The organism is Paenibacillus vulneris, from assembly GCF_039543185.1.
Lineage (GTDB): Bacteria > Bacillota > Bacilli > Paenibacillales > NBRC-103111 > Paenibacillus_S > Paenibacillus_S vulneris.
Genome location: NZ_BAABJG010000045.1, coordinates 60984 through 83375, shown reverse-complemented (window position 1 = coordinate 83375; position 22392 = coordinate 60984). Strand labels below are relative to the sequence as shown.

The 22392-nt window shown below is 52.6% G+C and carries 24 protein-coding genes; 15 read left to right on the top strand and 9 right to left on the bottom strand.

Going from position 1 to position 22392, the window contains the following annotated elements:
* Window positions 1–55 precede the first annotated feature (55 nt).
* The 8 genes from ABEA66_RS30420 to ABEA66_RS30385 all read left to right on the top strand — a co-directional run bounded on the left by ABEA66_RS30420 (window position 56) and on the right by ABEA66_RS30385 (window position 6639).
* The gene (locus ABEA66_RS30420) at window positions 56–1078 is read left to right on the top strand and encodes an NADH:flavin oxidoreductase/NADH oxidase (protein ID WP_345593532.1); all 1023 of its coding nucleotides are present in this window, start codon (window positions 56–58) and stop codon (window positions 1076–1078) included.
* A 151-nt stretch (window positions 1079–1229) separates the two neighbouring features.
* Complete coding sequence (locus tag ABEA66_RS30415; RefSeq protein ID WP_345593531.1) at window positions 1230–1628, top strand: hypothetical protein; 399 nt, start codon at window positions 1230–1232, stop codon at window positions 1626–1628.
* A 516-nt stretch (window positions 1629–2144) separates the two neighbouring features.
* On the top strand, window positions 2145–2900 hold the full coding sequence (locus tag ABEA66_RS30410) for a threonine/serine exporter family protein (RefSeq protein ID WP_345593528.1): 756 nt from the start codon (window positions 2145–2147) through the stop codon (window positions 2898–2900).
* 120 nt (window positions 2901–3020) lie between these two features.
* Window positions 3021–3449 (top strand): threonine/serine exporter family protein, encoded by a 429-nt coding sequence (locus ABEA66_RS30405; RefSeq protein WP_192705612.1) that lies wholly within the window; start codon window positions 3021–3023, stop codon window positions 3447–3449.
* Window positions 3450–3508: 59 nt separating this feature from the next.
* Entirely contained in the window at window positions 3509–3868 is a 360-nt protein-coding gene (locus ABEA66_RS30400; RefSeq protein ID WP_345593524.1) for a hypothetical protein, read from the top strand.
* Between the two features lie 12 nt (window positions 3869–3880).
* Window positions 3881–4375, top strand: coding sequence for a hypothetical protein (locus ABEA66_RS30395; protein ID WP_345593522.1), 495 nt, complete (start codon window positions 3881–3883; stop codon window positions 4373–4375).
* Between the two features lie 150 nt (window positions 4376–4525).
* Window positions 4526–5944 carry an aspartate ammonia-lyase gene (gene aspA, locus ABEA66_RS30390; RefSeq protein ID WP_192705610.1) on the top strand — a complete coding sequence of 473 codons (1419 nt, stop codon included), beginning with the start codon at window positions 4526–4528 and terminating at the stop codon, window positions 5942–5944.
* 380 nt (window positions 5945–6324) lie between these two features.
* Entirely contained in the window at window positions 6325–6639 is a 315-nt protein-coding gene (locus tag ABEA66_RS30385) for a heavy metal-binding domain-containing protein (RefSeq protein ID WP_079914554.1), read from the top strand.
* A 358-nt stretch (window positions 6640–6997) separates the two neighbouring features.
* On the opposite strand, the gene ABEA66_RS30380 is transcribed toward ABEA66_RS30385, so the two are convergent.
* Window positions 6998–7510 carry a LysM peptidoglycan-binding domain-containing protein gene (locus ABEA66_RS30380; protein WP_345593518.1) on the bottom strand — a complete coding sequence of 171 codons (513 nt, stop codon included), beginning with the start codon at window positions 7508–7510 and terminating at the stop codon, window positions 6998–7000.
* Window positions 7511–7718: 208 nt separating this feature from the next.
* Here ABEA66_RS30380 and ABEA66_RS30375 point away from each other — a divergent pair, with 208 nt between their 5' ends.
* Window positions 7719–8081 (top strand): response regulator, encoded by a 363-nt coding sequence (locus tag ABEA66_RS30375; RefSeq protein ID WP_345593516.1) that lies wholly within the window; start codon window positions 7719–7721, stop codon window positions 8079–8081.
* Between the two features lie 123 nt (window positions 8082–8204).
* Here ABEA66_RS30375 and ABEA66_RS30370 read toward each other — a convergent pair whose 3' ends face one another.
* Window positions 8205–8573: a DUF1904 family protein gene (locus ABEA66_RS30370; RefSeq protein ID WP_345593515.1), complete on the bottom strand. Its 369-nt coding sequence runs from the start codon at window positions 8571–8573 to the stop codon at window positions 8205–8207.
* 398 nt (window positions 8574–8971) lie between these two features.
* Here ABEA66_RS30370 and ABEA66_RS30365 point away from each other — a divergent pair, with 398 nt between their 5' ends.
* Both ABEA66_RS30365 and ABEA66_RS30360 read left to right on the top strand, forming a co-directional pair.
* Entirely contained in the window at window positions 8972–9565 is a 594-nt protein-coding gene (locus ABEA66_RS30365) for a PadR family transcriptional regulator (RefSeq protein WP_345593513.1), read from the top strand.
* A 277-nt stretch (window positions 9566–9842) separates the two neighbouring features.
* Complete coding sequence (locus tag ABEA66_RS30360) at window positions 9843–10811, top strand: PfkB family carbohydrate kinase (protein ID WP_225948629.1); 969 nt, start codon at window positions 9843–9845, stop codon at window positions 10809–10811.
* A 42-nt stretch (window positions 10812–10853) separates the two neighbouring features.
* Here ABEA66_RS30360 and ABEA66_RS30355 read toward each other — a convergent pair whose 3' ends face one another.
* Entirely contained in the window at window positions 10854–11540 is a 687-nt protein-coding gene (locus tag ABEA66_RS30355; RefSeq protein ID WP_345593510.1) for a class I SAM-dependent methyltransferase, read from the bottom strand.
* Window positions 11541–11727: 187 nt separating this feature from the next.
* Window positions 11728–12168, bottom strand: coding sequence for a GNAT family N-acetyltransferase (locus ABEA66_RS30350; RefSeq protein WP_345593508.1), 441 nt, complete (start codon window positions 12166–12168; stop codon window positions 11728–11730).
* A 217-nt stretch (window positions 12169–12385) separates the two neighbouring features.
* Here ABEA66_RS30350 and ABEA66_RS30345 point away from each other — a divergent pair, with 217 nt between their 5' ends.
* Together ABEA66_RS30345 and ABEA66_RS30340 are read left to right on the top strand one after the other, a co-directional pair.
* Window positions 12386–12691, top strand: coding sequence for a hypothetical protein (locus tag ABEA66_RS30345; protein WP_345593506.1), 306 nt, complete (start codon window positions 12386–12388; stop codon window positions 12689–12691).
* 50 nt (window positions 12692–12741) lie between these two features.
* On the top strand, window positions 12742–13266 hold the full coding sequence (locus ABEA66_RS30340) for a YfiT family bacillithiol transferase (RefSeq protein ID WP_345593504.1): 525 nt from the start codon (window positions 12742–12744) through the stop codon (window positions 13264–13266).
* A gap of 104 nt (window positions 13267–13370) precedes the next feature.
* Here ABEA66_RS30340 and ABEA66_RS30335 read toward each other — a convergent pair whose 3' ends face one another.
* Window positions 13371–15008 carry a hydroxysqualene dehydroxylase gene (locus tag ABEA66_RS30335; RefSeq protein WP_345593503.1) on the bottom strand — a complete coding sequence of 546 codons (1638 nt, stop codon included), beginning with the start codon at window positions 15006–15008 and terminating at the stop codon, window positions 13371–13373.
* A 281-nt stretch (window positions 15009–15289) separates the two neighbouring features.
* Here ABEA66_RS30335 and ABEA66_RS30330 point away from each other — a divergent pair, with 281 nt between their 5' ends.
* On the top strand, window positions 15290–16321 hold the full coding sequence (locus tag ABEA66_RS30330) for a Gfo/Idh/MocA family protein (RefSeq protein WP_345593500.1): 1032 nt from the start codon (window positions 15290–15292) through the stop codon (window positions 16319–16321).
* Window positions 16322–16469: 148 nt separating this feature from the next.
* Here ABEA66_RS30330 and ABEA66_RS30325 read toward each other — a convergent pair whose 3' ends face one another.
* Window positions 16470–17195 (bottom strand): YheC/YheD family protein, encoded by a 726-nt coding sequence (locus ABEA66_RS30325; protein WP_345593498.1) that lies wholly within the window; start codon window positions 17193–17195, stop codon window positions 16470–16472.
* A 645-nt stretch (window positions 17196–17840) separates the two neighbouring features.
* Entirely contained in the window at window positions 17841–19847 is a 2007-nt protein-coding gene (locus ABEA66_RS30320) for a bifunctional diguanylate cyclase/phosphodiesterase (RefSeq protein ID WP_345593496.1), read from the bottom strand.
* A 265-nt stretch (window positions 19848–20112) separates the two neighbouring features.
* On the opposite strand from ABEA66_RS30320, the gene ABEA66_RS30315 reads away from it, so the two are divergent.
* On the top strand, window positions 20113–20454 hold the full coding sequence (locus ABEA66_RS30315) for a metal-sensitive transcriptional regulator (protein ID WP_079914613.1): 342 nt from the start codon (window positions 20113–20115) through the stop codon (window positions 20452–20454).
* 123 nt (window positions 20455–20577) lie between these two features.
* Here ABEA66_RS30315 and ABEA66_RS30310 read toward each other — a convergent pair whose 3' ends face one another.
* Both ABEA66_RS30310 and ABEA66_RS30305 read right to left on the bottom strand, forming a co-directional pair.
* On the bottom strand, window positions 20578–21042 hold the full coding sequence (locus ABEA66_RS30310; protein WP_345593492.1) for a DUF1905 domain-containing protein: 465 nt from the start codon (window positions 21040–21042) through the stop codon (window positions 20578–20580).
* A 26-nt stretch (window positions 21043–21068) separates the two neighbouring features.
* The gene (locus ABEA66_RS30305; RefSeq protein ID WP_345593490.1) at window positions 21069–22370 is read right to left on the bottom strand and encodes an MFS transporter; all 1302 of its coding nucleotides are present in this window, start codon (window positions 22368–22370) and stop codon (window positions 21069–21071) included.
* Window positions 22371–22392 lie beyond the last annotated feature (22 nt).

Genomic DNA, 22392 nt, shown 5'->3' with positions numbered 1-22392 from the left:
TATAATTAACTCGGGAAACAATAAGACAAGATAAAGGACTAAAGGAGAGAACAAAATGGCTCATTTATCTTCTGAATTTAGTTTCAAAGGCTTGAAGCTGAAAAATCGCATCGTCATGCCTCCCATGTGTCAGTATTCGGTAGAGGCTAAAGATGGAAAGCCTAATGACTGGCACTTTGTACATTATACCTCCAGGGCGGTCGGCGGCGCGGGGCTTATTATTATCGAAATGACGGATGTAGATCCGGACGGCCGTATTACCGATTATGATCTTGGACTATGGTCGGATGACCAGATTCCCGCCTTCCGGCGAATGATCGCGGAAATCCACAAATACGACGCCAAAGTCGCAATACAGATTGCCCACGCGGGCCGCAAGGCGGAGGATGCCGCTGTTCCGGTAGGACCCTCCGAGATTCCGTTCAATTCCCAGTTCAAAAAGCCTCGCGCGCTTACTACAGAGGAAGTCCGGCAGATGGTAGTGAAGTTTAAGGAAGCTGCTGTGAGGGCTATTGAAGCGGGTGTCGATACGATTGAGCTGCACGGGGCACATGGCTATCTGATTCATCAGTTTCATTCTCCAGCCATTAACGACAGGGAGGATGAATACGGCCAGGACCTGGCCCGTTTTGGAGTGGAGGTCATTCAGGCCGTGAAAAGTGTCATGCCTGAGCAGATGCCGCTAATCCTTAGAATTTCCGCTGTGGAATATATGGACGGAGGCTATGATTTGGATCATGGCATCGAAATGTGCAGGCGCTATAAGGAAGCCGGCGTAGATGTGTTCCATGTGAGCAGCGGGGGCGAAGGTCCTGTAGGAGCCGCAAGGAAGCCGGGCAATTATCCGGGGTATCAGGTTCCATTTGCACGGGCTGTCAAGCAGGCTCTAGATGTGCCGGTCATCGCCGTCGGTCTGCTGGATGACGCCAGATTGGCAGAAGCGACTGTGGCCAACGGAGATGCCGATTTGGTAGCCGTAGCCCGCGGCATGCTCCGGGATCCCTACTGGGCGACCCATGCGATTCAAGAGGTGTCCGGACAGGTCCACGCGCCTAAGCAGTATTCAAGAGCTTATTAAAAAATGGACCTGGGTAGACCTATTTCTACCTGCCGTGTTTACTCTGTCATGAAACGAATTGCAGCCCATTTCTTTCGGGGGCAAGCATCCATTTTTCGTCATCCGACATAGTCTATTGTGAACTACAAGGAAAAGAAAAGGATGGGATGACATGAGTAAAAATAAACGTTCATATCAATGGCCAGGTCAAGGAGGCTGGTCGGGTCAGGGCGGCTATTGGCCAGGTCAAGGAGGCTACTGGCCAGGCCAAGGCGGATACTGGGGCGGCGGTCAGGGCGGTTATTGGCCGGGCCAAGGCGGCTATTGGGGCGGTCATGACGGTCACTGGGGAGGCCAAGGCGGTCATTGGGGCGGTCAAGGAGGCCACTGGGGAGGCCAAGGCGGTCACTGGGGCGGTCAAGGAGGCCACTGGGGAGGCCAAGGCGGTCATTGGGGCGGTCAAAGCGGTCACTGGGGAGGCCAAGGCGGTTATGGCGGCCACGGAGGCCAGTGGGGCGGCCATAGCGGTCAAGGGCACCGGTCTGGCCAGGATCGCAACAACAAAAAGTAAGCTTCCGATAAGCATGGCAGCCTAGACTTTGAGTGAAGGTTTCAGTCATCAGCATCGATAATAAGTATTAGGTAACTTCTAGCAAAAAATGTAGACTCTACCGCTTGATTGTGGTAATCTATTAACAATAATCCGGAAGCACCGGTCGAAGAAGCCTGTCAGCGGCATACCGCAGACAGGTTTTTTTGTTGTTCTGCTTCAATTGGGTTCGACCGCCCACCCTGCAGTACTGCAACGTGCGCCTGGGATTCGCGCATAATCAAATGGAGGGAGCAGCTTAAACGGACGTGTCCTTTTCAGGGTTTAGACTAAAGATTATTGAAAAAACGATTACAGATCTATCTAAGAAAGTTTGCGAGTTCGCCACTATGCATTTCTGACATTTTGCGTTACATTTGAAAGCAGGGGCATTGATCAAGAAACGGGCGGCACGCCGTGATCCTTTTCTTTTGAAATATGCAAAATTAGGAATACTGAAAACAAGCAGCTCGTATCACTACCCAAGGGAGTGACCGGATGGAGTCGACGAATCGACAGGATGATATTGCACAACTATGTTTGCTGGCCGGTAAAATTATGCTGCAAAGCGGCGGTGAGACCTACCGGGTAGAGGACACGATGATTCGTATCGCGGCGGCGCTCGGAGTGGACAACTCCCACAGCTATGTAACCCCTACCGGCATTTTTTTCTCGATTGACGGAACCGAGCCGATGACCCGGCTGATCCGCATCATGGAACGCTCCACCGACCTGCGCAAGGTGACCTTGGTTAACGACATCTCGCGAAAGATCAGTGCCGGGGAGTTAACCGCCTCAGAGGCGTACGAGAAGCTTCAGGATATTGACGCTGCCAAAATCGCATATCCCGTATGGGTTCAGGTGATCGCAGCGGCTCTGGCCAGCGGCTGCTTCCTGATCATGTTCCAGGGGATATGGCAGGATGTGCTGCCCGCCGTAATTTCGGGAGGCTTCGGATTTGCCTTTCTCGTACAGATTCAGCGGTGGATCGAAATCAAGTTTTTTGCGGAATTTTTATCGTCATTAATGATCGGAGCTCTATCGTCTTACTTTGTTAAGCAGGGGATCGGTCATCAGCTGGATACGATTATTATCGGGTCTGTAATGCCACTCGTACCCGGGCTGCTCATCACGAATGCCGTCCGCGATCTAATGGCGGGGCATCTCGTCTCAGGCATGTCCAAAGGAGCGGAAGCCTTTTTGACGGCATCGGCTATCGGTGCAGGCATTGCTCTCGTCATTTCCTTTCACTAGCCAAGCCGGTTCCGCGGCGGCCTTTGTAACGGAGCAGGATAACCGTATAACTTCCGCCGGACTCGGCTGCGCATTATCACAGAACGTCGACAGACATTGAATCACAGGAGGCTTCTCAACTTGGTCATCGAGCAGCTGGCAACCAGCTTCATCGCTTCCGCCGCCTTTGGCATTATATTTAACGTACCGAGACGCAACTTGCTGCAATGCGGCTTTGTAGGCATGATTGGATGGCTGCTGTACATCCTGTCCATGAGATTATCCGCCAATCCGATCGTTTCGAGTCTGGCCGCTGCATTTGTCGTTACGGTGCTAAGCCAATTGTTAGCCAAAATATATAAGACCCCTATTATCATTTTTAGTGTTTCCGGCATTATTCCTTTGGTTCCCGGAGGGCTTGCTTATGATGCTATGCGCAACATTGTCGAGAATCAGTATGATGTCGCGGTTCAGCTTGCCGCCAAGGCGTTTATGATCTCGGGAGCGATAGCGATCGGGCTCATTTTCTCGGAGGTCATTAATCAAGTCATTCGAAAGTCCAGGCTGTGAGCCGCAAGGCCTGATGATTCAGGCTGCGTCATGGGTGGATGATGAGGAGGAATTCGGACATGAAGATAGACTCAATTACCCTTCAAGGAACGGCCGAATGGAATGAGGATGCGCTCGTCCGTCATGAACGGCTGCAAATGTACGGCGTCCTCGACGGAGCTACCTCACTGCGGCCTTATCGGGGACCCCGTCAAGAGACCGGAGGTTATCTTGCTTCCCGCCTGATCCGGAGCTATCTGGAATCGCTCGAAGAGAAAGAGATGCCAGAGGATAGCCTGAAGCCTTTAGTCTTGGAGGCGAATGCTCTGTTGAGAAGCAGCATGCTGGAGGCAGGTATCGACGTGACAGACAAAACCGCTTTATGGACCAGCGGCCTGGCTCTTATTCGTATTCATGATGCATACATCGATTATGCGTAGGCAGGCGATTGCATGATCGCCGCTGTCTATAAGGACGGGTCGGTGCGGACGCTGTCCCGTGACCAGGTTGCGCATGTCGATCAATTATCCAAACGCAGTCTGGAGGAGGGAATCCGGCAGGGCGTTACGACACGGGGGCAGCTGCTGGGGATGGCTAGGCCCATTATGCTGGCCAATAAAGCCCGAATGAACACCCTGCAAGGGTATTCCGTTCTGAGCGGCGAGCCGGAGCTTGCCGATTTCCTGGAGTACGGGCGTATTAACCGCATTCAGCTTAAGGCGGTGCTGCTTGTGACCGACGGATTGTTCCCTCTTGCAGAGCCCTCGGTGAAGGAGACGCCTTCTTATGACGCTGTCAGGGAGCTTGTGAAGCGCATTGCCGATGAATCGTTAGCGGGATACGCCGAGAGGCTGATCCGGCAGGAGCAGGAGGACTCGGACTGTTTGAAATACCCGAGGTTTAAGGTATCGGACGACAAGACGGGCATTTGGATTCAATTTGAATGAAAAGTGTAAAATGCTGCCATACTTTTTATTAATCGATGGACACGTTGCATCTTCGAGATATTTGGATTACAATGAAACCGGATTCAATGAACTATATTATTTAACCTTTGGATAATAAATTACTTGGAGTGCACGAAAGGGGAAAGCAAGATGACGGAAACGGTACGAGTGGAAAAAGATTTCTTAGGCTCTAAGGAAGTACCCATCGATGCGTACTATGGCATCCAAACCCTGAGGGCTGTAGAGAACTTCCCAATTACGGGTTACCGGATTCATGAGGAATTAATTAAGGCTATGGCGATTGTAAAAAAATCAGCGGCTACCGCCAACATGGAAATCGGGCGTCTCCAGCCGGGCTTGGCCGAAGCCATCGTCAAAGCTGCAGATGAGATCATTGAAGGCAAGTGGCATGATCAGTTCATCGTCGATCCTATTCAGGGCGGCGCAGGAACATCGATCAACATGAACGCCAACGAAATTATCGCCAACCGGGCGATTGAGCTGATGGGAGGAACCAAAGGCGATTATTTCAAGGTCAGCCCGAACTCTCATGTGAATATGGCGCAATCCACCAATGATGCTTTCCCTACGGCAATTCATATTTCGGTATTGTCGTTAATGGATAAATTGCTGGTAACTGCCGAGGAGCTGCAAGGCGCATTTGCTGCCAAGGCTGCAGAATTCGATAGCGTGATTAAAATGGGGCGTACCCACTTACAGGATGGGGTGCCTATTCGGCTTGGGCAGGAATTCGCCGCTTACGCCAGGGTGCTGGAACGCGATATCAAGCGGATTCAGCAAAGCCGGGCTCATTTGTATGAGGTGAATATGGGAGCGACAGCTGTAGGGACCGGCCTGAACGCTGATCCTCGCTACATCAAACGTGTCGTCGAGCTGCTTGCGCAGTGGAGCGGCTTCCCGCTTAAAAACGCGGAGGATCTTGTCGACGCCACACAAAATACGGATGCTTATACTGAGGTGTCGGCTGCTCTAAAAGTGTGCATGATCAACATGTCCAAAGTGGCCAACGACCTTCGTCTGATGGCTTCCGGACCGCGCGCCGGGTTGTACGAAATCAAGCTTCCGGCCCGTCAGCCGGGCTCCTCGATCATGCCGGGTAAAGTCAATCCGGTGATGTGCGAGGTCGTCAATCAGGTGGCATTCCAGGTGATCGGTAACGACCATACGATCTGCCTCGCGTCGGAAGCAGGCCAACTGGAGCTGAATGTGATGGAGCCGGTGCTGGTCTTCAACCTGCTGCAATCGATCAGCATTATGAACCAGGCGTTCAAGGTGTTCAAAATTCACTGCGTTGACGGTATCGAAGCCAATGTCGAGCAGTGCAAAGCCTATGTTGATCGCAGCATTGGGATCATTACTGCATTGAACCCGCATCTTGGCTATGAGGTGGCGGCCCGCATCGCCCGTGAAGCGACGTTGACGGGGAAATCGGTTCGCGAGCTGTGTCTGGTGTACAATGTGCTGACAGAAGAGGAGCTTGATCTGATTCTGGATCCGTACGAAATGACGCATCCGGGCATTGCCGGCGCTTCCTTGCTCGATAAATAAGGACAAACTTATATGGAAAAAAGGCCCCATCCCGGGGGCACGGGCTGTTGAGAAGCCATATCGCACCGAAAAATGTGAATGGTGATAGGTGGGGTATCTCCTGTAGGAGCGATAGCGTTCGCCTTTGTTCTCGGAAAATCACCGCTATATAGCGATTATCATCAACATTTCCCGAGAACAACAGCGGCCGAAAGGGGATACCCCACCGGGGGACCAAGGCAATTTTTCAGATTTTCAGGTTTCTCAACATATTAGCCCCCATCCCGGGGGCTTTTATATTGCACGATTTGCTTGGCGTCTATAACGCCCCGAATGCCAATGTATGATTTCTTATGCTTTCCCGCATGCTAAGAAAAACATTGCAAAGGGGCGTTTTTGCCATGATTTTAAGCACGACACCGACCATTCAAGGCAAAGAAATCGTACAATATATCTCTATCGTAACAGGTGAAGCCATTATGGGGGCGAATATCGTTCGAGATATTTTCGCGTCGATTACCGATATTGTAGGCGGCCGGTCGGGAGCTTATGAGAGCAAGCTGAAGGACGCCCGCGACATTGCTTTTAACGAGATGGAATCACAAGCGGCAAGGATGGGAGCTAACGGAATCGTAGGTATCGATATCGATTATGAAGTAATCCGCGAAGGAATGCTGATGGTAGCGGTAAGCGGTACGGCGGTTCGTGTGGAGTAAACAAGGGCAAAAAAACAGGCAGCCTACCTACAATAGCGGTAAGCTGCCTTTACATCGTTATAAGAAACGAAACGGCTAAATAACGGTAACGTCTTGTGACCATTAAAGATCGATGAGACTTTGCACCAATAAGATGGGCAATGCGGCAATAGCGATAAAGCTGTAAAAGAAGCCTTGCAAGAAAGAAATAAAAAGTTTCATGTTGATCCCTCCAATGAAGTAAGTATGTGAACATTATATGCCTGTGCTCTTGGAGAAATCTTAAAGAAACCTTAGAACTACATAAAATTTTCAGAAAATTGTAACAAGTTGTATATTTCTTAAATAAAAAAGCTGCCCGTTTGAGCAGCTTTCCCCTTCAGCAGGAATAAAATCCGGAGTACGGTATCGCAGGAAACGTATATCTTGGGAGCCTCTGGTTGGGGTCCTCCATCTTTGATTCTGCGGGCGATTTGGCTGCTTGCGGGGCAGCGGAGGGCGAGAGTGCAGGCGAAGCTGCGGCTGGGAGGGGACCGGCCTCATGCTCCAGGTACATTTTGTAGCAGAACATGGTATCCATACGCGGAATATTGACGACGGAGCCGGGAACGATTTCATTGCTTGCCGGAAGATGGGGGTTCACCGCCTCGAGAATGGGCTGCGGTACGTTATAGGCTTTGGCTAATGATGACATGGTGTCTCCCGCTTGGCAGTGATGCTGGGCAAACAGCTTGACGCTGTGCTCTCCTTCCTCGCCTCTGACATACGGAAAGAAGAACGGGGACACAAAGAAGAATGGAAGAAAGCGGCGCCTCGGGAAAAAGAATGGATTGAAAAACGGCGGCTGCTGGAAAAAGCCTCTCTGCGGAAATCCGAAGGCTTGGTGATTCATAGACGGGTACCTCCGTATACTAACAAATGGTCTTCTGCTTGTATTGTATGGAGGCTGGGCGCGCATGGTGACTGCCTCAGCATGCAAACCTGTTAGAAAATGATAAAGAAAACTAATGATATTCAGGCCAATAGCTAAAATTTACTTAATGCCCCTTTGCCATAATACACCTATAGCAGCAGACAAGGGTTAAAGGGGGAACAGGAGTATGGCAAAGATCCTGGTGGTGGATGATGCGGCATTTATGCGGATGGTACTGAAAAACATGCTGACTGAGGAAGGTCATGAGGTGATCGCCGAAGCAGCCAACGGGATGGAGGCGGTACAGGCTTATACAAGCCTCAGGCCGGATTTGGTTACCATGGATATCACGATGCCGGAGCTGGATGGCGTAGGGGCTCTAAAGGAAATACGGAAGGTCGATTCGGGGGCCAAAATTATTATGTGCTCGGCTATGGGACAGAAGGCCATGGTGGTGGAAGCCATTACGGCGGGCGCCAAAGATTTCATCGTGAAGCCGTTCCAGAAGGAACGGGTGATGGAGTCGGTTCATAAAGTGTTGGGCATCTAATCTATCATAGAGGAAGGGGAACCTCCATGCGGCCAATGAGCCCAGATGGGGGTTTTTCATTATGCAGCAAAAAAGCATCCGCGTACGTTCGACGTGGATGCTTTCGATTTGGAATGGAGCCTGCTACCCGAGCCCCGGGACTGTGGCGCCTTCAGAAGGGCCATAAGTCTGTCCGGCCGAAACGAGAGGCTCTCCGTTCTTATAATAAAGCATGGGATTCAGAATCACGAAAAAGAGGTGGACCTGCTCATAGCCGAAATCCTTGAGCAGCCTGCTCAGCTTCGCGGCGACGGCATCGTGTACCTCCTGCTTTCGCGGAAACATGAGGATCTCGACGCTAAGCGGAACCTGCGTGATAGCCTCACTCAGCAGCAATTCGATCTTTACCTTTTCCTTGGCGATGCTGACAATTTGGGCAAAATCCTCAACAACTTGAGGAGCTATCGATCTAAGAAAATCACTGGGAAAACCTTTAAAACGTAAATAAGGCATGGTGTATGTCTCCCTTATATTACAATAGATATGGGGCGCAATGCGGATGCAGGGCCCTATTATTCCACAATGGGCGATAAACAAACCTTGCTTATACAGCAAGGTTTGCCAAAGCAAAACTTTAAAGTCGCTTATCTTTGAAAGACCCTCGAAAGAGGCGTTCTCCAAAAACTAGAATAGTTAAATTTGGGGGCTCCCAGCAAAGTACCTGAATCGGCTTCGAGGCCAATGCTGCGTTTTACGAGGTTATCCCCTGTTAGCTTGTACATTTATTAGTCCGCAGTAAGACGAGCCGTTCTATTGATTATATGTACATTTTTACATATAATAGGCACGAGAAAATAGTACTACGGTTCCATTCATCTGTCAACCGAGGGACCGATTCACGTGGAGGGGCCATGAATACTCTTTCTTACGGACTGCTTGCCCTGCTTTCGCAAGGGCCGTGTACAGGCTATGAGCTTATGCTGCAGATTCAGCCTGTATGGCAAGCCAAGCACAGTCAAATCTACCCGCTGCTGTCCAAAATGGAGCAGAACGGACTGGTTCAATTCGTAGCGGTACCGCAAAAGGAGAAGCCGGATAAAAAGGTGTATTCCATTACGGAGAGGGGGATTGCGGCGCTTCGGCAGTGGATTCCCGAGCCGACCTCGGAGCCGGTGAAACGGGACGAGCTGCTTCTAAAGCTGTATGGAGTATGGCTCGCGGATCCTGAAAAGGCGGAGCAGCTGTTTGAGGAGCGTTTGCAGACGTTTACCAAAAGATCCGTAAAATTAAATGCCTTCCTCGAAACGTTACATAAGCAAATGGAAGAAGAGGGAGGAACCCGAAGTCTTAGCTCACCTTCCTTTGGGAGATATATTCTGTTGAAGCGCGCCTTGGATAACGCCAGGATGGAGATGGAATGGTGCGAGTGGGCTTTGCAGCTGCTAAGGGAGCAAGGCAGCCTTGATTCGGATTCAGTGCAAGGGAACCTCGGCAAAAGATCATAGACCGGCCCGGCCAAAGATCGACCTTATGCGTCTAAGCCGTAAGGTGGATCTTTTTTTACTAATAGGCGCGTCTTAGCCCGAAAGTAACACTTCACATAGAGACCTTGCATTCAAAGCAGTGGGAGAAAAATCATAGGGTGTCTCCCCATTGTAGTTCTCTCTTCCTACTATGCCATGGGGCTAAACGTGCCTTTGTCCGCTTTTTATGCTATGGTTAATATATGAAACATTGTGCAAGCCAATGGCTAATCTAGTGATTTAAAGTGAGGGTAGAAGGATGAACGATCGTACGATGATTGTCTGTTTGGGCGAGCTTTTGATTGATTTTGTGCCGGAAGAAAACGGCCAGCCTCTGGAGCAAGTACCGGTTTTTCAGAGGGCTGCGGGTGGAGCCCCCGCCAATGTAGCCGCAGCGGTAGCAAAGCTGGGCGGATCTTCCCGTTTTATAGGCAAGGTTGGCAATGATGCATTCGGGCGCTATCTGCGAAACACGCTTGTGGAAGCGGGAGTGGAAACGGCGCTCGTAGAGACGGATGCGGCCAGAACGGGACTCGCATTCGTGTCGCTGCGCAAAGATGGAGAGAGGGACTTCTTGTTCTTCCGCGAACCGGCGGCAGACATGCTTCTGGAGGCTGCAGAGCTGAACGATAGTTGGCTGGAGGACGCGGCCATCTATCATTTTGGCTCGGTATCCTTGATCAGCGAGCCATGCCGTACAGCGACGCTGGAGGCGGCCCGCAGGGTCAAAGCGTTCGGCGGGATCATTTCATACGATCCGAATCTGCGTCCTGCCTTATGGCCTGATGAAGAAACAATGCGGCAAGAGGTGCTTCGCCACATTGCCTTGGCTGATGTTGTTAAGGTCAGTGAGGAAGAGGCCGCCTTTCTGCTCAATACGGAGCCGGCCGAAGCCGTTCAGCAGCTACTGATGATGGGAACGAAAGCGGTCGTCGTAACGCGCGGCGAAGAAGGCTGCTTTGTCGTGACCCGCCATGCGATGACATTGGTTCCAGGGGTCCGGGTGAAGGCGGTAGATACGACAGGAGCCGGTGACAGCTTCGTTGGCGCTATGCTCTATAAGCTCGTGGAAGGCGGATACACGGCCGAAGGTCTGGAGAACTTCTTCTCGGATGAAGCCGCTGTATCGGAGATTTTCAAGTTCGCTAACAAAGTAGGGGCGGTAACGACAACCCGTCGGGGAGCGATTCCTGCGCTGCCGACGCTGGCGGAAGTGGAGGCTCTGTAACATAAGAGAGAGGCCGGTCCATAATGGGCAGGCCTCCTTTCCTCATGGATTGGAGAGCTTTTGGCCGACGGCGGCGAAAAGTGAGGGCAGCTGATCGACCGAAGTATCAGGCCTTTCCGGCTCATCTACCCGCAGCAGCGAAAAGCCCGCCGACATGAAATCGTTGATATAGGCTGAAAGCGGCCGGTGATAGGCTCCGAGCGTGGAACGGATAGTTCCTGTCCCGGCAGACTTCCAAAATTGAGGCGCATACTGCATTACCTTGCGGGAGCCGTCGCCTAACGGATGGCTGAACGGAGACTGAAAGCACGGATGCATGATGACCCAGATCATGATGCCCTCCGGCTTCAAAATACGGTGGCAGGCCCGGAACACCTTCCGGTGATCGGGAACATCCATCAGCATGACGCTGGACACGACGTAATCATAGGCAGCATCCGGAAGGCGGCGCAGCTCCATCGCATCGTCTTGTATCCAGTTCACCTGATCGTTTTTTTCTTTGGCGTATGTAAGAAGGGCTCCACTCAAATCGACACCGGTCACCAAGGCGCCTAATTGGGCCAGCCTGGAGCTAAGCTCCCCTTGGCCGCATCCGATATCGCACAGACTGCGGCCCTTCAGATCTGTTAGCGCCTCCAATTGGCGGATAATATAGCGGTAGGCGGGTTCGGGTCCGCCGGTTAGAACCATCTGATGATATTGTTCGGCAAAGGAGTCATATTGTGCCATGAGCAGGCTCCCTTCTATACCAGGATAGTTGGATACAAAAATATTGTACCATTTTCCCTATTTGCAAATAATATCCAAAATAGCTGGTATCGTTCTCAAATCCAGATCCATCCATGAACAAAAAGAGCGCTTTAGATCGATCCCGTACGGGAAGGGGCCAAAGCGCTCTTTGTCTTGTCATGACAAATTATAATGTTTTTTTCATCCGAACATGCGGAATGCCTGCATCAAGGAAGGTTTCCTCCGAAATGGTGACATAACCGAGCTTGGCGTAAAAGGGCTCTGCTTGGCACTGCGCATCCAGAAGGGTATAAGCATAGCCGATCCGCTTGGCCTCTTCCTCCAGACCAAGCACGATAGCTCTGCCTGCACCCGTGCCGCGGGAAGATTGGCGTACGGCGATTCGCTGGAGCTTCATGGTATCGTCTGTGTAGGGGCGCATTCTGCCGGTAGCCGTCGGCTTGCCGTCCTCCAGAAGCAGAATATGATAGCAGGCCTGCGGAGATTCATCGAATTCGTCGATCTCCAAGCTTACATCGACCTTCTGCTCGCGGACGAACACTTCTTTTCTTATGTCAAGGCATTGGTTTAGCTGTTCTTGGGTCGTGACATGAATGGTCTGTTTCATTGCAAGGTCTCCTTCTTTAATTAGCTTCTTAACGGGAACATACATCAATCTCATCATGACATGAACGGAAGCGGTACGTCAAATGCAGCCTCAAGCCAGGAGACGAATCGGAGCTGGTATGCTCTCTTTGCAACAAACGGTTCGGTTCGATACAATAAAAGATAGAGAAATATCATTCCATATTTCCCAATCCATGAAAGAGAAAGGAGCGGATAGGATGGAAATAGGTATTGGAGTTATCATTGTTCTCATCATTATCGTCTTACTATTATTCAATCTATCCAAAGCATCATCCAATCAACGAAATCGGCACCGGCGCGACGATAATCATTCCAGTATGTCGAGCAGCTTCATCTTTTCAGATAGCTCCGAGGGGGAGCATCGGAATCACCACCATCATCATCATGGGCATCATGGACATCATGGTCACCATAGCCATCATGGGGATAGCCACAGCGGTTCGCATGACGGAGGCGGAGATAGCGGAAGCGGCGGGGATGGTGGAGGAGGCGGCGGAGATTAAAGGAAGCTCGGCCGAATTCGGAATAAGCCAAGATAAAGGAGAGGATACCTATGGAAGATTTGCGTTTTCCTGTCGGGCGGTTTGAATGGAATGGGGAGATTACCCCGGAGCAGCGTCAATTGTGGATCGAGGAGATCGAGCAGCTGCCTCGGAAGCTGCGGGATGCCGTGGACGGGCTTACGGAAGAGCAGCTGAATGAACCTTACCGGCCTGGCGGCTGGACGGTTCGCCAGGTGGTGCATCATTTGGCCGACAGTCATATGAACAGCCTTACTCGCTTTAAGCTGGCGCTGACGGAAGAGCAGCCCACCATCAAGCCTTACGACGAGGCGGCCTGGGCAGAGCTTGCGGACAGCCGGGAAGCGCCGCTGGAGCTTTCCCTTGCTCTGCTTGATCAGCTTCATGCACGTTGGGGGAGGCTGCTTCGCTCTCTGAGCTCCGAGCAGTGGGAGAGGACCTTCATCCATCCGGATTCGGGAGTGGTGCGTCTGGATGTGAACCTGGGGACTTATGCCTGGCATGGGCGCCATCATACCGCACATATTACGCAGCTCAGAAGAAGAAAAGAATGGTGAGAACAGCCTCAATTTGAGGAAAAAAGAACCTGACTACAGGGCTGCGCAGCTCTGCTTGTCAGGTTCTTTGCTATGAGATCACTATAGGCTGCCGGTCTATTTCTTTAAAAAATATCTCCGTCCCAAGGCAGGCCCTTGCGGAATCGCGCCTCATCATGCCAGCGCTGAAGCATCAAAGCGCCGAACTGATACATCTCCCAAACTTCGCACCGGTCTTCCTTGGAGCCGGACGCTTCCAGCAGCGCGTTGACGGCACGCCGTGCCGCTTCGTTGGCACCTTCCATTGTAGCAAGATCCGTATTCGTTTTTACATAGTCCGAAGCGAGAAACAGATTCGGAATGGCCGTATAAGCCTGCGGGCGCATTTCCCATGTATAGACTTTATTGATCAAGAGAGGCTCCAGATTCGCAGCAACTCCGTCAGGGTTCGGCAGCTGGATGTCTTCATCAAGAAACCAGGAATGGATGATACTGTCCTCAAGCACGACACGCCCGCCCACGTTCAGGCTGGCCTTAAGCTGATGCCATACTTCCTGCATAATTTCATCGCGTGTGCAGTGCCGGGCACTTTTGCCGAAGAGAGCTCCGGGAGCTTCCCAATCGGAAATATCGACCGAGATGATGCCCTGAACCTCTCCGTCACCGTATTGCTCCAAATCGGTATGGGGCCAGAACTGCTTCTGGGAAACGGAGGTCAGCGCCCACTGCGAATCCATATAAATCATATGCCCGTGGAGAATGGGTACGTCTTCTTTCAAGTAAAACTGGATTCCATTCATCCAATCGACATCGTTTGCCAATTCTTTGATTTTCGACAAAGTGGGGTCGGCTCGCAGCATTTCGTCAGTCAGGAACTGGGCCATGACTTCGACAGGAAATGCGGCTATATAGTAGTCGCCCTTAACGTCGTATGTATTCCCGAATTCGGTTATGGTCGCCCCGGTGATGACGCCATCCTTGCAATCGATTCGCTCCACCTTCGCGTTCAAATGGTAGTCGACGCCAGACTGGCGTAAATAATCGAGCCACGGATTGATCCATACCTCGTTCGTCGGTCCGTTCAGCAGACGATCTGCGCTGCCGCCGGGCATGACCATATCCAGCATGATTTGTGCTCCTACCGTACCCACGGTGGCCGTGTTGGCCTCGCGGGCTTTGGCCGCTACCAAAATCCTTGTCATGCCGGTGAACACCCGTTGAAAATTGGCCGATTGCTGGTCCGCCTGGATGAAGGACCACCAAGGAATGTTCTGATACTCCTCGGACCTTCGTTCATTGCAGCTTGTCATAACCTGCCAGATCCGCTTCAGATAATGCTCGACCTCTTGCTCCGTAAGTCCCAGATGATTGTCGAACAATGATTTGAACAATGACTTTATGTCGGACAAGGAGGTTGGAAATTCGGTAACGAATTCGACAGGAACGTCATCTGTTCGCGCTAGACCGAGTCGTGTTCCTTCAACTAAATTATCGGCGACTCCGCGCTTGTTATTGCCATAGGGAATCCGCTCCATCGTGTCGATAATATGCTTGTAGAATCTCGGAAAAAAACGGAAGCCATGCTCGCCCGGCAAGTCCTTACGCCCATTCGTCCCGCTGCCGGGCACCGGCATGGAGCGGGCTTTGCCCCCTGGAATTCCTTTCATTTCATATACAGCGACATCAAAGCCGCGCTCGATCAGCTCGTGGGCGGCGCTCATTCCGGCTACGCCTCCCCCAAGGACGACGACTTTTTTCTTCATTCCTCATTTCCACTCCTGTCATAATTTGCTAAAATGGCCTAATCTATTTATACCATGGCTTTGGCCCTACGAAAACCGTTATTTTTCGACAAATTGATCTTATTGGCCTAAGTGTGTCGAAATACGATGGATGTCGTTTTTTTGCACCTCATAGCCCCGGGGGAGAGGAGGGAAAATAAGCCATAAAGGAGAGGAATTGAGCCAAATCGAATAAAGACAGGGGAGTCAGGTTCGGGTATGATGCAAATAGACGGTTCATGACCATTAAAGGGGGAAGCCAGATGAAACGATTTCGCATTGCCGTTATCGGATGCGGCGGCATGTCCAAGGCCTGGATTGAATATGCGCTGGAGCGGGAGGATTCGCAGATCGTAGCGATGGTCGATATACGCAAGGAAGCGGCGGAAGCTATGGCGGAGCGTTACGGCATAAGCTGCGGCATTTATGACGATGTGAGTCAAGCCATCACCGATTCCGGAGCTAATCTCGTATTCGATGTCACGATACCGGAGAGCCATGCAGCGGTAACAACCACCGCCTTAGAGCTCGATTGCGATATCTTCGGAGAGAAGCCGATGACGACCTCCATGCAGGAGGCACGGAGACTGGTTGCCCTAGCCGAGCAGCGGGGCCGTACCTATGCCGTCATGCAGAACCGCCGGTATCTGTCGCAGATCCGGGCGTTTCGCGATCTGATCGATAACGCCGGAATCGGCCGGATAGGCTTCGTCAATGCAGACTTTTTCCTCGGTCCGCACTTCGGAGGCTTCCGCGATGCGATGGAGAGCCCGCTCTTGCTCGATATGGCGATCCATACGTTCGATCAGGCCCGTCTGATCACCGGCAAGGACCCGGTATCCGTCTACTGCCATGAATTCAATCCCGCCGGCTCCTGGTATGCAGGCAATGCGGCGGCCGTATGCATCTTCGAGTATTCGGATGGAGGCGTATTCTGTTACCGAGGCTCTTGGTGCGCGGAGGGAAGCCCGACGTCCTGGGAAGCGGAATGGCGGGTCAACGGCAGCAGCGGTACGGCGATTTGGGACGGAGCGACTCCTCCGTTCGCCGAAGTCATCCTTCCGCCGGAGGAGCAGTCGGATAAGCGGCGCTTCCGCCGTGTGGAGGCGAACCTGGACTGGAGCGGGCGCAGCGGTCATAAGGGATGTCTTGACGAAATGTTTGCCGCACTCGTCGAAGGGCGCAAGCCGGAGACGTTCTGCGCGGACAACATCAAGAGCATGGCTATGGTGTACGGCGCTCTGCAGAGCGCCAAGGAAGGACGTAAAATTCATCTGGCTGATATTACCTTGTAAGAAGGGAAAAAGGCTTGGTTCTCATTAATGTGAACCAAGTCTTCCAGTCACCGACGATGTTAGTAGAGGCGATGAAAGCGAGCCGGGATGAATCAGGTTCGCAATAGTTTGTACGCAAAAGCAGCGAACCATAAACTGGCTCGCTGCTTTAATGTTTCTGATACCATAGTATCCTTCGATACATCGATGAATCTTTCAAGGACCGAAAAGGGAGCAAATCCGGCCAATAATTACCTTCGATGATCCAAATTCGTCGGTTCCTATCGATGCCTATATCGAACCCGACTTGCCTAAGCTTAGGGTAACGTTCCCCAAGCCGTTCGGCAGCCAACAGGGCGATCTGTTTGATTTTGAAGATCAAGCCGCGATCCCCGATGCGGGCCAGTTTCAGCGCCTCAGAAACTGGAATGATGTGACTAGGGACATTCGTGATAAGATATCCCCGTGCCGCTACTTTCGCGTATGAGCCCGTCACTTTCCAAGTGGACGAAGTGCCTTTTCTTCGCTGCACCATGATCCGGATGTCGAACGGCTTGTGTTGAATTTGAGCAAGCTGCAGGCGTCGTTGGACAATATAGCCACGTCGTCTCCTGGTTTTTTTACCGATCCATTTGAGCAGCTGCTCGGTATCTTTCATGGTGACCGTTTTCTTTTCGTTATGAATATGATAGGAGTTCGTTCCGTTACGGGTAATGAACAGGATGTCCCGTCCGAATCTCCCATCACGAGGCTTCAGAACAAGGCTTTGATATTGAAGCAGCAGCTTTGCTAACCCGTTCGGGTTCAGCAGCCGAGTTTCAGGCAAACGAGCGGCGAGCGAGGACGTATCGTTCAAGATACAATATTGCATCCATTTGTCTCGTTTGATCGACATTGGAGTCACATGCCTTCATATCTCATCCAGATACAGCTATCACATCTAACCACCATGCGATAACCTCCTTATAAATGATCCGGCGCCATATCATTACTATATTCCGCGAGTCTCCTTGACGATGGGCGCGATAATTACGATATCCTTACGAAACGCAACAAGTTCGGCGTTCTCTCCTCTATTACAAAGCCATTTCTCAACAGACAAATTCTGGCGTTAGAAACCCTTAATCCTACTTGAATTAACGGCGTGCATGGTTCTGCGCTGCCTATGATTTGGAAATTAGTTATCTCTGCTGCTACATCGTTAAAGAAAAGAATAACAATATCGGTTCTTATTCCCATGGAAATCTCACCTCTCTTTCATTTTTATACCTACATACTATTGCACGACGGAGGGGATTGATAGAGTCAAACCACGGGGGCGACTCATCCATTTTTATGACGGAAGCAAGCAAGGATAAGCCGAATCCATGGGATATAAAACAGTTAGATTGGGATTCCCTGAAAAAGCATCTAAATCTACAGCGAAGTCAGGGCCTCACTTTATGGGAGGAGGGGTTCTTTAAAAATAAAATAAGCCGATCTACCTTAAGGGAATAAGGCAGACGGCAGTCTAGTTCATTTCTAATCCAATTCATGGGTTTCATACGGTTTCCTTGACAAGCAGTCGGATTTCATCCGCCTTCATCGGCATGCCGTAATAATAGCCCTGCATGACATGGCAGCCCCGGGATTGAAGAAATTGAATCTGCTCTTCGGTTTCGACGCCTTCGGCAATGACCTCCAAATTCAAATTTTTGGCGATCGCAATAATATTGCTGATGATCGCCTGCTTGGATAGAATTTGGCTTTTACTGACAAAGCTCTGATCGATCTTGAGCGTATCGACCGGCATTTCGTCCAGGCTCCCAAGGGAGGAATAGCCTGTTCCGAAATCATCCAGCGAGATGCGGACACCCAGCTGCCGAAGCCGCTGAAGCTGCTCTCTCGTATCCTCTGCGTCATGCATGGCGATCGATTCGGTAATTTCCAGCTCCAAATAAGAGCCTTCCAGTCCGGATTGCCCGAGAGCTTCCTCGACCATATCGTACAGCGCATGACTTTCAAAAATTCGGACGGACATATTGACGGATACGCATACCTGAAGAAGCTGCTGCTCCTGCCAATACCGATTCTGCCTGGACACTTCCTTCAGCAGCCAGTGCGTGATGGGAATGATCAAGCCTGTATCTTCCGCAATGGGGATGAATTCCTTTGGAGATATGATCCCCAAGCGCGGGTGGTTCCATCGCAGCAGCGCCTCCATGCCGACGATCCGGTTGCTGTTCGCATCGCATTTCGGCTGGTACACGGCAAAGAACTCCTGGTGCGCAAGCGCCTTGCGCAAATCTTTCTCGAGCTCCAGCTTGCGGATCATATGACGATCCATTTCCTCGTCGAAGATCCGGTACCGGTTCTTACCGGCTGCTTTGGCATTATACATGGCCGTATCTGCCGCCTTCAACAGCGCGGTCCGGTCGGTCCCGTGAATCGGAGAGAGGCTGATGCCGATGCTGGCTGTGACGTACAGCTCGTTTTCCTCCAGGAAGTATGGCTTCTTGATATCGTTCAGCAGTCGCTCCGCCAAAGCTTGCACCGATTCGAGGCTGTTTTCCTTGATGGCAACGAGGAACTCGTCCCCACCCAGCCTGAAAATGCTGCAGTTATCTCCGGCACATTGCTGCAGCCGCCGGGATACTTCGCGAATGAGCAAATCTCCGATATCGTGCCCGAGGGTGTCGTTGATTGTCTTGAAACGGTCCAGATCCAGGAAGAAGACGGCTCCTTCCGTTCCGGGAAGAAACTGCTCCTCGAAAAAACGCGTCAGATCGTGGCGGTTCGCCAGTCCGGTCAGCGGATCGCTGTAAGCCATACGCTCCAAGACGTGGCGGTCAAAGAAGATGGCTCCCCAGGACACGGCCAAAATAAGCAGCATAGCCAATGAAACTCCGATCACCAGAAAAAAGGACGGCTCACTGGCAATGTCTGCCGAAATGGCAGACTCGCCGGGGGCCATGAGCACGGCCGCCATGCCGGTATAGTGCATGCCGCATACCGCAATGGCCATAACCACCGCGGACAGCAGCTTCCAGCGGCTAAAGTCGGGCGAACGGCGAAATTGGCGGAATAAATACAAGGCGGCGAAAGAGGCGGCTAGGGCCACAGCGACGGAGGCGGCAAACAGGTAAGGGTCATATGACATGGTAAAGGAAGCTCGCATGGCGGCCATCCCCGAGTAATGCATGACCACGATGCCACCGCCCATCGCAACGCCGCCGATCCCTAGCCTCCATTTGTTCATCTGCGTATCTATCGTGACCCGAAACGCAATGAAGGAGGACAGGATGCCGGCCAGTGCGGATAATAAGGTAATGGGAATATCGTAGCGGATCTGGAGATCCGTATGAAGGGCGAGCATGCCGACAAAATGCATAGACCAGATTCCGCAGCCCATGACGCAGGAGCCGGTCATCAGCCATACGTACTTGCTTTTACCCCGCGCACGCGAGATTTTGCCTGCCAGATTGAGGGCGGAATAAGAAGCCAGCAAGGCAATGACAAAGGAAAGCAAGACAATCCAACCGTTATAATGAACGTGAAGATGTTCCATGGTTAAGACCTACTTTTTTCTATTATCGTCAAATAATAGATTCAGTATAGTGTATCCTCGGGGCATATTAAAGAGAAAGTTTGCATAACGGCCCGAAGTTTTCTAGAAAGCTCCGGCCCCCGCACCTATTCCGTCGGACTTGCGGCCATGCCAGGGGAAATGGGTTTGAAACCGGGGAGGGGTATTGTATAATATATAAAAACGGCGGGAGCGGTGAGCTCGTCCGCTATAGAAAGTGAAGTGACTGATGATGAGCGCCAAAGATATGGAAACTGTAATAAATCACAATGCCTTGAACGAAGAGGATGCCTGCTGCGCCGTGGACGGAACCCGGAAAAGCCATCATTCGGATAAGGTCAAAGATAACTTGATCTCCCGCTTGAACCGGATCGAAGGCCAGATTCGGGGTGTGAAGGGGATGATTGAGAAGGACACCTATTGTGATGATGTTCTCAATCAGATCGCCGCTATCCAATCCGCTCTGAACAGTGTAGGGAAGGTGCTGCTCGAAGGGCATATGAGGTCCTGTGTTGTCGAACGTCTGGAGCAGGGGGATAAGGAAGTCGTCGACGAGCTGCTCAAAACGATAGGTAAGCTGATGAAATAACGGTCATTCAGCCCATTTGTGTATAACCACGGGAGAAGCCCGCGCTGAACAGGCAGCTGCGGGCTTTTTTCATATTTATATACCGTCAAAGCCGGTCCCGGCCTGTCATGCAGCGAGGGCCATTCATTTCAGCCGTTTGCCCTCCTCCAGCAGGGCGATGGCTTTTTGTATGCGGCGGGTACGGGTATCGGCCTTTTTGGCGGCTTCGATCCAATCGACGTACACCTTTTGGGCGGAATAAGGGAGCTTTGCGAAAAAGCGTCCGGCCTCCACGTGCTCCTCCAATGCCGTTTGGAGATCATCGGGAATATCGACGGCGCGAGGCTCCGTATCCTCCTCCATCGTTACTTCCACGGTATCGCCCGCTTGAACGCCGGCGGCCTCGCGGATGGCTTGATTGACCACCATGTAGTGGGTTCCGCCCCCATGAAGCATCAGCGTGCTTCGATACGGAATTCCGTTGACAGTGCCTTTGACTTTGATGTGGGCTTTGGTTCCAAAAAGGCTCTCCGCATCGAAGGGAACGTTCAAATAGGTCCATGTTCCGGTTCCTTCGGGGCGGATCAGCCGGGCTGTAAATGAGGGCATAACCGTCTCGCTCCTTTTTGGTCTTATTATACCACGCGGGAGCGGCGGGAACGCATTCGCGCTTCAATAAGCCAGGCCAAGCTAAGCAGCAGGAGCAGCGCCGCGCACAGGCCGTACACCCCGGCGAGCCCGAGCGAGTCGATCAGTGCGTAGCCGGCCAGCGGGCCCAGCGCGGCCCCGACATCGACGACCGTCGTATAGGTCGTCATATAGGCGACACGCGATTCGCCCGCCGCGGCGTCGGCCGCCAGCGCGTCGTTCAGCGTGACGATGGCGGTGTTGGCCAGCTGGGCGGCCAGCAGTACCGCAAGCCATGCTGCGAAGGGCAGCGGGTGCGGCAGCAGTGCAAGCGCCGCAACCGCCAGGACAAGGCTGCCGATAAAGAGAGGCAGCCGGCCGCGGGGGCCGTCGGACCACGCTCCGATCCGCGGCGACAGGAACGGGGACCAGGCCCAGCGGACGGCCTGCGCGACGCCTGCGAGCGAAGCGGCGCCGAACGAAACGCCGAACAGCAGCAGCGTGCCGGAGTCGGGCAGATGAGCCTCGATAACCGGGCTCATCGTGCCGGCATAGACGCCGAAGAAGACGACGGCCGTCACAAGCCCCGTGGCGAGCACGAGCCTGGAGCGGCCGCCTCCCGTCAAGGCGGCGAAGGGCCGGCGAGCCGCAGTCTGTTTCCCGGCGGGGGAGCCGCCGGGGTGCTCTTGGGCGGCTGCGCCGGGCACATGCCGCCAAGCCAGCGGGATGCCGGCCAGCATGGCGGCGGCCAGCAGAAGCGACACGATGCGCGCGCCAAGCGCATCGGCCAGAACGCCGCCGGCCAGCATACCGATGAGGCTGCCGACGCCGATGATGCCGTTGTAGCTGCCGAGCAGGCGCCCACGGTTGCTGTCGTCGGCAGCCTCCAGCACTGTAAGGTAGCCGCCGATGCGCAGGAGCGACCAAGCCGCCCCCCACAAGGCGCGCGCCGCCAGCAGTGCGATGAAGCCGGAGAAGGCTCCGTAAGCGGCGGTCGTCAGGAAAGCCAGTATTACGGCCAGCATGACGCCCATCCGCTTGCTGATTCGGCCGTACAACCAGCCGACCAGCGGATTCAACGGCAGCCGCACGAAACGGTTGACGGAGAGCAGCACTCCAACCTGCCACAGGGCGTCGAGGCCGAACTCCCGCCAATAGACCGGCAGCACGATGTACAGCATTGAGTCACCCAGCAGACTGATGGCGGTAATCCAGGCGATGACGCGTACCTGAAGACGTCCCTCTGCCGCAGGACCGATGGTATGGCGGACGTCAGACCGATTGAAGGCCGAAGGCTGGGAGGGATTCATATAAGGACGGGCCTCCTTCCGT